Origin of the sequence: Pseudogulbenkiania sp. NH8B (genome assembly GCF_000283535.1) — a bacterium.
Lineage (GTDB): Bacteria > Pseudomonadota > Gammaproteobacteria > Burkholderiales > Chromobacteriaceae > Pseudogulbenkiania > Pseudogulbenkiania ferrooxidans.
Genome location: NC_016002.1, coordinates 404,511 through 417,851, shown reverse-complemented (window position 1 = coordinate 417,851; position 13,341 = coordinate 404,511). Strand labels below are relative to the sequence as shown.

The window sequence follows — 13,341 nt, the reverse complement described above, 5'->3', positions numbered from 1 at the left end:
GCCATGAGCCAACGACAGCACGCCATCGAACAGTTCCTCTACCGCAAGGCCGAGTTGTGCGACGCGCAGGACTGGGACGCCTACCTCGATCTGTTCGACGAGGACAGCGAATTCCACGTGCCGCAGTGGGATTCCGAACACGAGTACACCACCGACCCCAAGCGCGGCATGTCGCTGATCTATTACCGCAACCGCTCCGGCCTGGAAGACCGCGTGTTCCGCCTGCGCACCGGCAAGTCGGCCGCCTCCACGCCGCTGCCGCGCACCCTGCACCAGATCAGCAACGTGCGCATCGACGAGCGTCCGGACGGCCAGCTCGAGGTGAAGGCCAACTGGACCACCTTCTATAGCCGCCACGGCGTCGCCGAGCACTTCTTCGGCCGCGTCACCTACCGGCTGCGCCCCGCGGGCGAGAGCTGGAAGATCGTACGGAAACACGTGCTGCTGCTCAACGACACCATCAATGCGGTGCTGGATTTCTACCACCTGTAAGCGGGAGGACCGTGCCATGAGCCACAAAGTCGCCTTCAGTTTTGCCGACGGCAGAACGCTGTTCTTCGACGTCCGGCCCAACGAAGTCCTGCTCGACGCCGCGCTGCGCAACGGGGTGAACATCCCGCTCGACTGCCGCGAGGGCGTATGCGGCACCTGCCAGGGCCGCTGCGAAGCGGGCCGCTACAGCCAGGACTACGTCGATGAGGAGACCCTGTCGGCGGCGGATCTCGCCGCCCGCAAGGTGCTGACCTGCCAGACGCGGGTACAGTCGGACGCCTCGTTCTACTTCGATTTCGACTCCAGCCTGTGCCACGCCGGCGGCCCCCGCCTGCTTGCGGCCAACGTGAGCGGGGTACGGCAGGTGTCCGAAACCACCGCGATCCTGCACCTGGACGCCAGCTCCTACCCGCAGCAATTGGACTTCCTGCCCGGCCAGTACGCGCGGCTGCAGGTGCCGGGCAGCGGCGCCTGGCGCTCGTACTCGTTCGCCAACCGCCCCAACCCGCGCAACCAGCTGCAGTTCCTGATCCGCCTCTTGCCCAACGGCGCGATGAGCGACTACCTGCGCGAGCGCTGCCAGCCGGGCCAGGCCATCGCGTTCGAAGCCCCGCTGGGCGCCTTCTACCTGCGCCAGGTGGAGCGGCCGCTGGTGATGGTGGCCGGCGGCACCGGGCTATCGGCCTTCCTCGGCATGCTGGACGAGTTGGCCGAACAGGGCGGCTGCGGCCAGCCGGTGCGGCTCTACTACGGCGTGAGCAACGCGCGCGACCTGTGCGAGCTGGAACGGCTGGCGGGCTACGCCGAGCGCATTGCCGATTTCTCGTACCAGATCGTGGTGATGAACCCGTCGCCGGAGTGGTCGGGCAAGACCGGGCTGATCCCCGAGCACCTCGACCGCCGCTGGCTGGCCGCCCGCCCGTTCGACATGTACCTGTGCGGCCCGCCGCCGATGGTCGAGGCGATCAAGCAGTGGCTGGACGCGCAGGGCCTGGCAGACGCCCGCCTCTACTACGAGAAGTTCAGCGACAGCAACACCAGCCGCTGACACCCTGGCCGTGCCCGCCCTGGCGGGTACGGCCCAAGTCTATGAAATTGCGTCCAAATTCCCTATGCTAGGCGTAGGCGGAGGGTGGCCATGAGCGAACAGAAGCAAACGCAAGCCGAGTGCGATTGTCTTGGCATACACGCGCTGCGTAACGACCTGGACGGCGCGCGCGACTGGATGGCCGGCATCTGCGGACCGCACGGGCTGGAAGTGAGCTGCCCGCAACGGCTGCAGTTTCACCACGCCGGCAACGTGCTGCGCTCGATGGCCACCTCGCTCGGTTATGTCGAGTACGGCACCGACGTGACCGTGGTCGTGCGCGAGGACACCCCGCTCAACTGCTACAGCATCAGCCTGCCGCTGGTGGGCGAGCAGGAACTGTCGGCGGAAGGCCGCCTGTTGCTGTCCGACAGCAACAACGGCCTGATCTTGCAGCCGCATGAAAACCAGGCCCTCACCATCGCCGGCAACTGCCGCAAGATCCTGGTGGCCATCCCGCGCCCGGCCCTGCGCAAGGTGCTGGAAAACCTGCTGCAACGCCCGCTCGATGCCCCGCTGTCCTTCCAGGCAGGCATGGATGCCCATAACGGCGATCAGGCCGCCTGGTGGCGCATGGTCAAGTACCTGCTGAGCGAGATGGAGCGCACCGGCAAGCTGTTCAGCCACCTCTACATGGCGAACGACCTGGAGCACGCCCTGATCAAGGGGCTGCTGCTGTCGCAGCCGCACAACTACTCGGACGAACTGGCCAGCATGCTGGCGCCGTCCTGTCCGCACTATCTGACGCGCGCCCGGCAATACATCCACGAAAACGCGCACGAGGACTTGAACCTGGAGGACATCGAGCGCGTGGCGGGCGTGTCGCGCTTCAAGCTGTTCGAGGGCTTCAAGCGCCATTTCGGCCTGGCGCCGATCGCCTATCTCAAGCAATTCCGGCTCGAGGCGGTGCGGCGCGACATCCTGGCGGACCGCTCCGGCCGCAATATCTCCAGCATCGCCATGAGCTGGGGCTTCACCCACCTGGGACGCTTCTCCAGCGATTACCGGAAACTGTTCGACGAAACCCCGTCGCAGACCCTGAGCCGCATCGGGCGGCGCTAGCGCCACCCGGCCGCCCCCTCCCCGCCTCAGGGCGGCGGCGCGATCACGCCGCGGCCATCGCGCAGCCAGCGTTCGAATGCCGCCGCCGGCAGCGGCGGGCTGAACAGGTAGCCCTGGCCGCTGTCGCACCCGAGCTGGCGCAGGAACGCCAGCTGCTGCTGCGTTTCCACCCCTTCGGCCAACGCCTCGAGCTTGAGGTTGCGCACCATGGCGATGATGGTGGTGACGATCTCGGCATCGCTGCTGTCGCGCGGCAGGTCGCGCACGAAGCTGCGATCGATCTTCAGCTTGTCGAGCGGGAACCGCTTGAGGTAGGCCAGCGAGGAGTAGCCGGTGCCGAAGTCATCGATGGCCAGGCTCACCCCGAGGCGCTTGAGCGCATTCAGCGTCTTCACCGCCTGCTCGGCCTGTTCCATCAGCGCCCCCTCGGTCAGCTCCAGTTCCAGTTGCGCCGGCGGCAGCCCGCTGCCCTGCAGCGCCTTGCGCACCTGGCCGACCAGATCGTGACGCAGGAACTGCCGCGGCGAGAGGTTGACCGCCAGCAGCAGCGGCAGCCCGGCGTCGAGCCAGGCCTTGCCCTGGCGGCACGCCTCGTGCAACACCCAGTCGCCGAGCGGGACGATCAACCCGGTCTCCTCGGCCAGCGGGATGAAGCGCGACGGCGGCACCAGCGCCTCCCCCGGCGGCTGCCAGCGCACCAGCACTTCGGCCCCCAGCACCCTGCCGCTCGCCAGCTCGACCAGGGGCTGGTAGTGCAGCACGAACTCCTCGCGCCGCAGCGCCCGACGCAGGCTGGTTTCCATGCTCAGCCGCTCGTTGGCGGCGCGCGTCAGCGACTCGGTGTAGAAGCGGTACGCGTTGCTGCCCTGGGCCTTGGCCAGGTACATCGCGGCATCGGCGTTGCGGATCAGTTCGCTGGCGCTGCGCCCGTCGCCGGGGTAGAGGCTGATGCCGATGCTGGCGCCGACGTAGGCCTCGCCCCCGCCGGAGAAGCTGCAAGGCTGATCGACCACCTTGAGCAAGGCGTGCGCAATGCTGGCGACCTGCTGCACCGGCGCCTCCTCGATCACCACCAGGAACTCGTCGCCTCCCAGGCGCGCCAGCGTATCCTCCTGGCGCAGCCGCTGATGCAGGCGCTGCGCGATGGCCACCAGCAGCTCATCGCCCGCCTGATGCCCGAGGCTGTCGTTGATGGTCTTGAAGCGGTCGAGATCGATGAACATCACCGCGAGCGGGAAGGCATGACGCCGGGCCCGCTCCAGGGCGTGCTCCAGCCGGGCCAGCGCCAGGTGACGATTGGGCAGCCCGGTGAGGGGATCGTAATGCGCCAGGCGCTCCAGCTGCTCCTGGCTGTCCTTGAGCTGGCTGATGTCATTGAACACGAAGACGTACTGGCGCGGCCGGCCCTGCTCGTCGCGCACGCAGCTGATCGACAGCCACAGCGGAAACGGCGTGCCGTCCCGCTTGCGATGCCACAGCTCCCCCTCCCAGCGCCCGCTCGCGAGCAGCTGCCGCCAGATGCGGCGATAGAACGCGGCATCCTGGTGCGCCGTGCGCCACAAGGGCGGCGTCCGTCCCAGCAGGGCCTCCACCGGGTAGTGGGTGATCTCGCCAAAGGCGGCGTTCACCGCCAGGATGCGGCGGTGGTGGTCGGTAATGATCACGCCCTCGAGCATGCTGTCGAACACCGTCAGCGCAAGCTGCTGGGCCTCTTCCGATTGCTTGCGCGCCGAGATGTCCTCCACCACCAAGATGAAATATTCCGGCCGCGCGCCTTCATCGCGCATCAGCGCCGCGGTGAGATTGGCCCAGACCAGCTGGCCGCGCCGCTGCCGATAGCGTTTCTCGATGGAAAAACTGGGAATCTCGCCAGCGAGCAGGCGTCGCGTCATCGCCAGACCGCTGTCCTGGTCGGCGGGATGGGTGATGTCCTGAAGGGTCAGCCGCAGCAGCTCTTCGCGCGAGTAGCCGAGGATGTCGCACAAGCGCTGGTTGACGCGGATCCAGTGGCCGTCGAGCCCGAGGTGGGCGATCCCCACCGCCGCCTGCTCGAAGGTGCCGCGAAACAGCTGCTCGCGCTCGCGCAAGGCGTCGTCCTGCGCCTTCTGGACGCTGATGTCCTGCAGCACGCCCAGCACCAGGCCGGGCGCCTCCTCGTCGAGGTGCACCTGGTAGTGCAGCCGCAGCCACACCGGCGTCGCGCCGGTGCCGGCACGGCAGAACTCGACGCTGCCGCTGCCTTCGGCCAACATCGCATCGAGCACCGCCGCGACCCGCGCGCGATCGCCCGCCGCCACCCGCTGCAGCAGGGTGCCGCGCTCCGTGCGCGTCTCGCTGGCGGGCAGCCCCAGCAGCTGCCGGGCGGCGCCGCTCCAGAGGAACTCGCGGCGCGCGCTGTCGTATTCCCAGCTGCCCAGCTGCGCGCTCAGCTGTGCCTCCTGGAACAGCGCCTGGTTGCGCCGCAGCTGGACCAACAGCTGTGCCTGCGACTTCAAGGCACGCCGCACCAGGTAGTAGAGCAGCAACGAGATACCCGCGACGAAGCCCATCCCCTTGTAGGTCTGCAGCATCGTCAGGGTCTGCGTGCTGACCGGCAGCGAGGCCAGGAAACGGTCGCTGAGCACGATCCACAGCACGCCCGCCAGGGCGAACGTACCGGACAGGCGCAGCGCTTGGCGCTGGTGAGTCATGGGGCTCCAGGTCGGGGAAGGATAGGGGGAACGCGCCAGCCCTATCCCGGCGCGTCATGTACTTGGCATTATAATGGGCCAAGCCCGCCGGCGCGCTGCTCTTGCCGTTGCGGCGCGAGCGGCAACCATCCTGACCGACAGGAAAAACCCCGCTTTGCCACGGGCCGGCGCCTCCCCCCGGGGAGTCTATGGTAGACTCGCGCAACATGTTCATTTGCCTATGAAAACACGACTCCTCGCCCTCCTCGTCACCCTGCTGTGCGCCCAGAGCGCCCTGGCCGGCCGCGTGCTGCCCGCCACCCTGCAGGTCGGAGAAATCAACGCCGCCGACAGCGCGCAGATCAGCTTCGCGGCCGAGCGCTCCTGGCTGCAGGCACTCACCGGACTCTTCATCCCGTCCGGCACCGCCTATCCGCTGGCGCCCGGCGTACGCATCCTCGACGAGAACAACCGCTTCCTGCTGACCGGCCAGCTGCCGGGACTGGTGGGCCGGCGCGTGGGGGTGACGGTCGATATGTCAGGCGCCATCAACCGGATCTGGGTACTGACGGACGACGATCTGCGCACCCTGGCCCGGCCATAACCCTAGCTGGAATCGCTGTTGCCATGAAGAAGGTATATATCAAGACCTTCGGCTGCCAGATGAACGAGTACGACTCCGACAAGATGGTCGACGTGCTCGGTGACGCCGAAGGCATGGTCAAGACGGACAACCCCGAAGAGGCCGACGTCATTCTGTTCAACACCTGTAGCGTGCGCGAAAAGGCGCAGGAAAAGGTGTTCTCCGATCTCGGCCGCATCCGTCCGCTGAAGGACGCCAGGCCCGATCTGATCATCGGCGTCGGCGGCTGCGTGGCGTCGCAGGAAGGCGACACCATCGTCAAGCGCGCGCCCTACGTGGACGTGGTGTTCGGCCCGCAGACGCTACACCGCCTGCCCGAGCTGATCCGCGCCAAGCAGGACAGCGGCGCGGCCCAGGTCGACATCTCCTTCCCCGAGATCGAGAAGTTCGACCACATCCCGCCCGCCAAGGTCGACGGCGGCGCCGCCTTCGTCTCGATCATGGAAGGCTGCTCCAAGTACTGCTCGTTCTGCGTGGTGCCGTACACCCGCGGCGAGGAAGTATCGCGCCCGTTCGACGACGTGCTGACCGAAATCGCCGGCCTCGCCGCCCAGGGCGTCAAGGAAATCACCCTGCTGGGGCAGAACGTCAACGCCTACCGCGGCCTGATGGCCGACGGCGAGATCGCCGACTTCGCGCTACTCCTGGAATACGTGCACGAAGTGCCGGGCGTGGAGCGCATCCGCTTCACCACCAGCCACCCGCGCGAATTCAGCCAGCGCATCATCGACTGCTACGCCAAGCTGCCCAAGCTCGTGTCGCACCTGCACCTGCCGGTGCAAAGCGGCTGCGACCGCGTGCTGATGGCGATGAAGCGCGGCTACACCGCGCTGGAATACAAGTCGATCATCCGCAAGCTGCGCGCCATCCGCCCCGACCTGTGCCTGTCGTCCGACTTCATCGTCGGCTTCCCCGGCGAGACCGAGGAAGACTTCAACGCCACGCTCAAGCTGGTCAAGGACCTCGAGTTCGACTTCAGCTTCGTGTTCATCTACAGCCCGCGTCCCGGCACCCCGGCCGCCAACCTGCCGGACGACACGCCGCACGAAGAGAAGGTGCGCCGCCTCGAAGCCTTGAACGAGGTGATCGAGGCCAAGGGCTTCGCCATCAACCAGAGCATGGTCGGCACGGTGCAACGGGTGCTGGTCGAAGCGGTGTCGAAGAAGGATCCGAACATGCTGGCGGCACGCACCATGAACAACCGCGTGGTCAACTTCATCGGCAACCCGCGCCTGTTGAACCAGATGATCGAGGTGCGCATCACCGAGGCGCGCCCGCACTCGCTGGCGGGCGAAATCGTGACCACCGAAACCGTCTGAAGGAGTTCCGCCCGGCCCATGCCGGGCGTATCCTTAAACCATACCATTCACGCTTCGGCCAACCATGTTCATCGTCTCCCTCAGCTACACCGCCCCGCTCGCCGCCGTCGACGCCCTGCTCGACGCCCACGTCGCCTGGCTGCAACGCGGCTACGCCGACGGCGCCTTCCTGGCCTCGGGGCGCAAGGTGCCGCGCAACGGCGGCGTGATCCTGGCGCGCGGTGAACGGGCCGCGCTGGAACAAAGGTTGGCCGAAGACCCGTTCGCGCAGGCCGGCCTGGCCCAGTACGACATCACCGAATTCATTCCGACCCTGACCGCGGCAGACCTCGACGCCTTGCGCGAGCCCCTGCCCGGCTGAACGCCGCGGAGCCGATCCCCCTTGCAAACCGAACAGCTAAGCTTCAACCCCATCGACAACGAACGCCTGGCGCGCCTGTGCGGCCCGCTCGACGAAAACCTCAAGCAGATCGAAACCGGGCTGGACGTGGTGATCCAGCGCCGCGGCGAGGGCTTCCGCATCCGCGGCTCGCGCGCCGCGGACGCCGCCACCGCGCTGACCCGTTTCTACCTGCAGGCCGAAAAACAGGAGCTGTCGATCGACGACATCCAGCTCGGCCTGGTCGAGGTTCGCCAGCATGCCGCCACGCCGGAAGAAGAAGCGCCGGTGCTGGCGACGCGCCGTGGCGACCTGCGCGGCCGCACGCCGCGCCAGAACAGCTACATCAAGGCCATCCAGCAGCACGACATCACCTTCGGCATCGGCCCGGCCGGCACCGGCAAGACCTACCTCGCCGTCGCCTGCGCGGTGGACGCCATGGAGCGTGACGCCATCAAGCGCATCGTGCTGGTGCGCCCGGCGGTCGAGGCCGGCGAGAAGCTGGGCTTTTTGCCCGGGGACCTGGCGCAGAAGGTCGACCCCTACCTGCGTCCGCTGTACGACGCGCTCTACGACCTGATGGGCTTCGACAAGGTGACCCGGCTGTTCGAAAAGAACCTGATCGAAATCGCCCCGCTCGCCTACATGCGCGGCCGCACCCTCAACAGCGCCTTCATCATCCTCGACGAGGCGCAGAACACCACGCCCGAACAGATGAAGATGTTCCTGACGCGCATCGGCTTCGGCTCCAAGGCGGTGATCACCGGCGACATCACCCAGATCGACCTGGCACGCCACCAGAAAAGCGGCCTGGTCGAGGTCGAGCGCATCCTGAGCCACGTGCGCGGCATCCACTTCCATCACTTCCAGAGCGATGACGTGGTGCGCCACCCGCTGGTGCAGAAAATCGTCGACGCCTACGACGCCCATCAACTGAAAGAACTCACGCAAAGCAAGTCCGATGAAAAGAGCTAAGCGCACCCCGCTGCGACAAAGGTTGGCCGAACGCCTGGAATTGACGCTGGATATCCGCAGCGACGCCGCCGACCTGCCCCGCGCCGCCGACCTGCAACGCTGGGCCCGCGCCGCCTTGCAGGCCGACGTGCAGAAAGCGCAGATCAGCCTGCTGCTGGTCGAAGGCGAGGAAGGCCGCGCCCTCAACCGTGACTACCGCGGCAAGGACTACGCCACCAACGTGCTGAGCTTCGCCCTCAACGAAGGCGAAACCCTCCCCGGCATGCCCTTGTTCGGCGACCTGGTGCTGTGCGTGCCGGTGGTGGCGCGCGAAGCCGCCGAACAGGACACCCCGCTCGCGGCCCACTACGCCCACCTCACGGTGCACGGCATGCTGCACCTGCAGGGCTACGACCACGAAGACGACGACGAGGCCGAGGTCATGGAGGCGCTTGAAACCGCCATTCTCGCCAAGCTAGGATATCCGGACCCCTACGCGGCGGAGAAAACCTGACACCATGGACGATTCCAGCAAGAGCAGACCCGGTTGGCTGGAGCGCCTGTCGACGCTGCTGCTGCGTGAGCCGGAAGACCGCAAGGAACTGGTCGAATTGCTGCACTCGGCCTTCGAGCGCGACCTGCTCGACGCCGAAGCGCTCGGCATGATCGAGGGCGTGCTGTCGGTCAGCGAACTAACCGTGCGCGACGTCATGGTGTCGCGCAGCCTGATGGACGTGGTCCGGCACGATGAAACCGTGGAGAAGCTGCTGCCCTTCGTCATCGAGACCGGGCACTCGCGCTTCCCGGTGATCGGCGACGACAAGGACGACGTGCAGGGCATCCTGCTCGCCAAGGACCTGCTGCGCTACTTCCACCAGCCCGCCACCTTCAAGCTGGTCGACATCCTGCGCCAGGCGGTGTTCGTCCCGGAATCCAAGCCGCTCAACCTGCTGCTGCGCGACTTCCGCACCACGCGCAACCACATGGCCATCGTGGTCGACGAATACGGCGGCGTCGCCGGCCTCGTCACCATCGAAGACGTCATCGAGCAGATCGTCGGCGACATCGAGGACGAATACGACAACGACGACAGCGCCGACAACATCATCCCGGTGCGCGGCCAACGCTACCGCGTCAAGGCGCTGACCGAGATCGCCGACTTCAACCACTACTTCGATACCGGTTTTGCCGACAACGACGTCGATACCATCGGCGGCCTGGTGATCTCGCTATTCGGCCACCTGCCCAAGCGCGGCGAAACGGTGCAAAGCGACGACCTGCGCTTCACCGTGATCCGCACCGACGGCCGCCGTCTGCACACCCTGCTGGTCGAACGCCTGCAAACCCAGGACCAGCCGCTCACACCCTGACCCATGCGCACCTTACTGCTCCTGCTCGTGGCCGCGCTCGCCGGCGCCGCCACGCTGTTCGCCTTCGCCCCCTACCGCCTGTTCTGGCTGATGCCGCTCGCCCTCGCGGCACTCGCCGAACTGGCCCAACGCCGCCCCCAGCGCGCCTTCTGGCTCGGCTACAGCTGGGGTGTCGCTGCCTACACCGCCAACTTCCACTGGATCTACTACAGCCTGCACGACATCGCCGGCATGCCGTTCTGGCTCGCCGCGCCGATGACGGCGCTGCTGCCGGCCTACCTCGCGCTCTACCCCGGCCTCGCACTGTGGCTCGCCTGCCGCATCGACCGCCGCCCCGCCATGCGCTGGCTGGTGCTGTTCCCGGCCCTGTGGACCCTGTCCGAATGGCTGCGCGGCTGGATGCTCACCGGCTTCCCCTGGGGCACCGCCGGCTACTCCCAGATTACCGAGAGCCCGCTGGCGGGCTACGCCGCCGTGTCCGGCGTCTACGGCGTCACCCTGCTGGTGGCGTTCAGCGCCGGCGCCCTGATCGTGCTGCCCCGCCTCGCCAACCGCTGGCGCCTGGCGCTGCTGCTTATGGTCGCCGCGTGCTGGGCCGGCGGCCAGCAGCTCAAGGCGATCGAGTGGACCCGGCCCGTAGGCAAACCGCTGCGCGTGGCGCTGGCCCAGGGCAACATCCCGCAGAGCCTGAAGTGGGATCCGGCGATCTACGAATACACCCTCACCAGCTACTATCGCCAGGTCGCCAACAGCCGCGCCGACCTGATGATCCTGCCGGAAACCGCCCTGCCCGTGTTCCTCGACGAACTGCCCCCCGGCTTCCTCGGCCTGCTCGCGGCCACCGCCGAGCGCAACCAGATGGCCCTGGCCTTCGGCGTGCCGCGCCGCACCGACGACGGCCGCGGCTACCTCAACGCCGTCATCGCCCCGACCACGCCGGGGCTGCCGTACTATGCCAAGAACCACCTGGTGCCGTTCGGCGAGTTCATCCCGCTGCCAGGCATCACCAGCTGGATTTACCGCTTCATGAACATGCCACTCTCCGGCTTCAGCCGCGGCGGCGCCGACCAGCCGCCGATCGCCATGGCCGGCCAGCAGGTGGCGTTCAACGTCTGCTACGAAGACAGCTTCGGCGAGGAGCTGATCGGCCCGGCCGCCAAGGCCACCCTGCTCGCCAACGTCAGCAACCTGGCCTGGTTCGGCCAGAGCGACGCCGCCAGCCAGCATCTTCAGCTATCGCAGACGCGAGCGCTGGAAACCGGGCGGCCAATGCTGCGCGCCACCAACACCGGTATGACCGCGATCATCCACGCCGATGGCGAAATCGGCTCGATTGCCGCCCCGTTCACGCGCCAGGTGCTGTCCGGCATGGTGCAGGGACGCACTGGACTGACCCCCTACATGCAGTACGGCAACCGCCCGGTCCTGCTGCTGGCCGCCCTGCTGCTGACGCTGGCCATCCTGATCGGGCGTCGCCAGCGCGGGCCACAGGCATGAAAAAGGCCCGGCAGTGGCCGGGCCTACTCGCAGCGACTAGCGCGCTTACCAGCGGAACCGCGCCACCTGGTCGCGCAGGGTATCGGCCAGCGCATGCAGTTCCTCGATCGCATGCGACGCCGCCAGCGAGGCGTCGGCATTGACCGCCGCGCTCTGCGCGATATCGTCGACGTGGCGGGCAATCCCCTGACTCGCCTCGCTCTGCTCCTTCAGCGAGTGCGAGATATCGTTCACCACCACCACCACCTGCTGGGCGCTGTCGCGGATGCGCGCAATCGCCTCACCGCCCTGCTCCGCCAGCTGCAACCCGCTCTTCACGCGCTGTACCGCCTCGGCCATGGTGCTGTGCGAAGCATCCGAAGTCAGGCGAATTTCATCGATCATGCCGGCAATTTCCTGGGTAGCCTGGGCGGTACGCTCCGACAGCTTGCGCACCTCGTCGGCCACGACGGCAAAACCGCGTCCGCTTTCCCCGGCACGCGCGGCCTCGATCGCCGCGTTGAGCGCCAGCAGATTGGTCTGATCGGCAATATCCTTGATCACCTGCATGATGCTGGAGATGGTCTGGGTCTTTTGGGCTAGTTCACCGATGCTCGACGCCGCCTGGTCCACCGACTCGTTGATGCGCTGCATCTCGCCCACCGCGCTGGCGATCACCTCCCCGCCCTCGCGCGACAGCGTGCCGGAAGCCTGCGATAGCTGGCGCGCGTCCTGGGCATGCTCGGCAATCTGGTTGATGCTCACCGTCATCTGCTGCACCGAAGCCGCCATCGACGTCGCGGCACCACTCTGCTGCCCCGAGGACTGCGCCACCGACTCGGCGTTACCGGCGATCCGGGAGCTCATGCCGGACATGGTATTGGCCCCTTCCGCAATCCGCTGCACCAGCTGGCGCAACTGCGACTGCATGTCGGCCACCGCCGCCAGCAGGCTGTCGCGGTCGCCCGGAGCGAGCGCAATCGAGGCATCCAGCTGGCCGTCGGCAATACGGCGCACGATGGCGGCGGTCGCCGCCGGCTCGCCGCCGAGCTGACGCAGCACGCTGCGCACCAGCAGCAGCCCGCCCCCGAGCAGCAACGCCAGCACCACGCCCACCCGCAACACTAGGCCCAGCAGCGCCCGCAGGAAGGCCGCGTCGAGATCGTCCAGGTACAGCCCGGTGCCGATCATCCAGTGCCAGCCCGGCGTGACCGTCAGGTACGATATCTTCGGCTGCGGCGTCGTGGAGCCCGGCTTGTCCCAGACGTAAGGCGCAAAACCCTTGCCCTGCCCCTCCTGCACGGTTTTCAGAAACAGCGCTGCCAGGTCGACGCCTTCCGGCGTTTTCATGCCGTGGGCGCTCTGGCCGATCTTGTCGGGGCGCGCGCCATGCGCCACGTACACCATATTCTGGTCGTAAGCGAAGAAGTACTCCTTGCCATCGTAGCGAATGGCATTGAGCGCCGCCGCCGCCAACGCCTTGGCCTGCGCTTCGCTCAGCGCCCCGCTGGCAGCCTTCTGCTCGTAGTTGGCCACCACCGCCACCGTCGCCTCGACCAGATTGCGCACCTTGTCCTTGCGATCCTGCAGCAGGCTGTCACGCTCACTCAGCAGGCTCCAGCCTCCCTGCACACAGACCAGCACGGCCACCAGGCCCAGCAGCCCCAGCAACCTTGCCCGCAGACTCCAGCCATGATTTGCTTGTTTCATTGTTCTCCCCTGGTTATGCCGGCACACGGCTTCGGCCAACCCTGGCCGCCGGGTACATCGGAGGCTGCCTGGCAGCAGTCAGCCCCCCTCAGGATACTACTAAGCCTTCAGCATAGGCTCTCAGGAAAAACCCTAGTACCCAACGCGTCAGCCACCAGGTGCCGGATCAGGGACAGCCGG

At 67.1% G+C, this 13,341-nt stretch carries 12 protein-coding genes; 10 read left to right on the top strand and 2 right to left on the bottom strand.

Annotated elements, in window-relative coordinates:
* The first annotated feature begins 3 nt into the window (after nt 1-3).
* The 3 genes from antB (at nt 4) to NH8B_RS01930 (ending at nt 2,641) form a co-directional block, all read left to right on the top strand.
* Nucleotides 4-492: an anthranilate 1,2-dioxygenase small subunit gene (gene antB, locus NH8B_RS01940; protein WP_014085774.1), complete on the top strand. Its 489-nt coding sequence runs from the start codon at nt 4-6 to the stop codon at nt 490-492.
* A gap of 16 nt (nt 493-508) precedes the next feature.
* Nucleotides 509-1,540, top strand: a complete 1,032-nt coding sequence (gene antC, locus NH8B_RS01935) for an anthranilate 1,2-dioxygenase electron transfer component AntC (protein ID WP_014085773.1) — start codon at nt 509-511, stop codon at nt 1,538-1,540.
* 90 nt (nt 1,541-1,630) lie between these two features.
* A complete protein-coding gene (locus NH8B_RS01930; protein ID WP_014085772.1) occupies nt 1,631-2,641 on the top strand; it encodes an AraC family transcriptional regulator in 1,011 nt (336 codons plus the stop codon).
* A gap of 26 nt (nt 2,642-2,667) precedes the next feature.
* Here the strand turns inward: NH8B_RS01930 and NH8B_RS01925 are convergent, their stop codons facing one another.
* Nucleotides 2,668-5,331, bottom strand: coding sequence for a sensor domain-containing protein (locus tag NH8B_RS01925; protein WP_014085771.1), 2,664 nt, complete (start codon nt 5,329-5,331; stop codon nt 2,668-2,670).
* 220 nt (nt 5,332-5,551) lie between these two features.
* On the opposite strand from NH8B_RS01925, the gene NH8B_RS01920 reads away from it, so the two are divergent.
* The 7 genes from NH8B_RS01920 to lnt all read left to right on the top strand — a co-directional run bounded on the left by NH8B_RS01920 (nt 5,552) and on the right by lnt (nt 11,472).
* The gene (locus tag NH8B_RS01920; RefSeq protein WP_014085770.1) at nt 5,552-5,914 is read left to right on the top strand and encodes a hypothetical protein; all 363 of its coding nucleotides are present in this window, start codon (nt 5,552-5,554) and stop codon (nt 5,912-5,914) included.
* Between the two features lie 23 nt (nt 5,915-5,937).
* Entirely contained in the window at nt 5,938-7,272 is a 1,335-nt protein-coding gene (gene miaB / locus NH8B_RS01915; RefSeq protein WP_014085769.1) for a tRNA (N6-isopentenyl adenosine(37)-C2)-methylthiotransferase MiaB, read from the top strand.
* 64 nt (nt 7,273-7,336) lie between these two features.
* A complete protein-coding gene (locus NH8B_RS01910; protein ID WP_014085768.1) occupies nt 7,337-7,633 on the top strand; it encodes a YciI family protein in 297 nt (98 codons plus the stop codon).
* 21 nt (nt 7,634-7,654) lie between these two features.
* The gene (locus NH8B_RS01905) at nt 7,655-8,626 is read left to right on the top strand and encodes a PhoH family protein (protein WP_008955669.1); all 972 of its coding nucleotides are present in this window, start codon (nt 7,655-7,657) and stop codon (nt 8,624-8,626) included.
* On the top strand, nt 8,613-9,119 hold the full coding sequence (ybeY, locus tag NH8B_RS01900; protein WP_008955668.1) for an rRNA maturation RNase YbeY: 507 nt from the start codon (nt 8,613-8,615) through the stop codon (nt 9,117-9,119). Before NH8B_RS01905 ends, ybeY begins: the two co-directional genes overlap by 14 nt.
* A 4-nt stretch (nt 9,120-9,123) precedes the next feature.
* Complete coding sequence (locus NH8B_RS01895) at nt 9,124-9,975, top strand: HlyC/CorC family transporter (protein ID WP_014085767.1); 852 nt, start codon at nt 9,124-9,126, stop codon at nt 9,973-9,975.
* Between the two features lie 3 nt (nt 9,976-9,978).
* Nucleotides 9,979-11,472 carry an apolipoprotein N-acyltransferase gene (gene lnt, locus NH8B_RS01890; protein ID WP_014085766.1) on the top strand — a complete coding sequence of 498 codons (1,494 nt, stop codon included), beginning with the start codon at nt 9,979-9,981 and terminating at the stop codon, nt 11,470-11,472.
* Between the two features lie 45 nt (nt 11,473-11,517).
* Here lnt and NH8B_RS01885 read toward each other — a convergent pair whose 3' ends face one another.
* Complete coding sequence (locus NH8B_RS01885; RefSeq protein ID WP_014085765.1) at nt 11,518-13,161, bottom strand: methyl-accepting chemotaxis protein; 1,644 nt, start codon at nt 13,159-13,161, stop codon at nt 11,518-11,520.
* Nucleotides 13,162-13,341 lie beyond the last annotated feature (180 nt).

Bases quoted from the DNA above. Each gene is read 5' to 3' on its own strand.
- antB (WP_014085774.1), top strand. From the start codon at position 4: ATGAGCCAACGACAGCACGCCATCGAACAGTTCCTCTACCGCAAGGCC.
- antC (WP_014085773.1), top strand. From the start codon at position 509: ATGAGCCACAAAGTCGCCTTCAGTTTTGCCGACGGCAGAACGCTGTTC.
- NH8B_RS01930 (WP_014085772.1), top strand. From the start codon at position 1,631: ATGAGCGAACAGAAGCAAACGCAAGCCGAGTGCGATTGTCTTGGCATA.
- NH8B_RS01925 (WP_014085771.1), bottom strand. From the start codon at position 5,331: ATGACTCACCAGCGCCAAGCGCTGCGCCTGTCCGGTACGTTCGCCCTG.
- NH8B_RS01920 (WP_014085770.1), top strand. From the start codon at position 5,552: ATGAAAACACGACTCCTCGCCCTCCTCGTCACCCTGCTGTGCGCCCAG.
- miaB (WP_014085769.1), top strand. From the start codon at position 5,938: ATGAAGAAGGTATATATCAAGACCTTCGGCTGCCAGATGAACGAGTAC.
- NH8B_RS01910 (WP_014085768.1), top strand. From the start codon at position 7,337: ATGTTCATCGTCTCCCTCAGCTACACCGCCCCGCTCGCCGCCGTCGAC.
- ybeY (WP_008955668.1), top strand. From the start codon at position 8,613: ATGAAAAGAGCTAAGCGCACCCCGCTGCGACAAAGGTTGGCCGAACGC.
- NH8B_RS01895 (WP_014085767.1), top strand. From the start codon at position 9,124: ATGGACGATTCCAGCAAGAGCAGACCCGGTTGGCTGGAGCGCCTGTCG.
- lnt (WP_014085766.1), top strand. From the start codon at position 9,979: ATGCGCACCTTACTGCTCCTGCTCGTGGCCGCGCTCGCCGGCGCCGCC.
- NH8B_RS01885 (WP_014085765.1), bottom strand. From the start codon at position 13,161: ATGAAACAAGCAAATCATGGCTGGAGTCTGCGGGCAAGGTTGCTGGGG.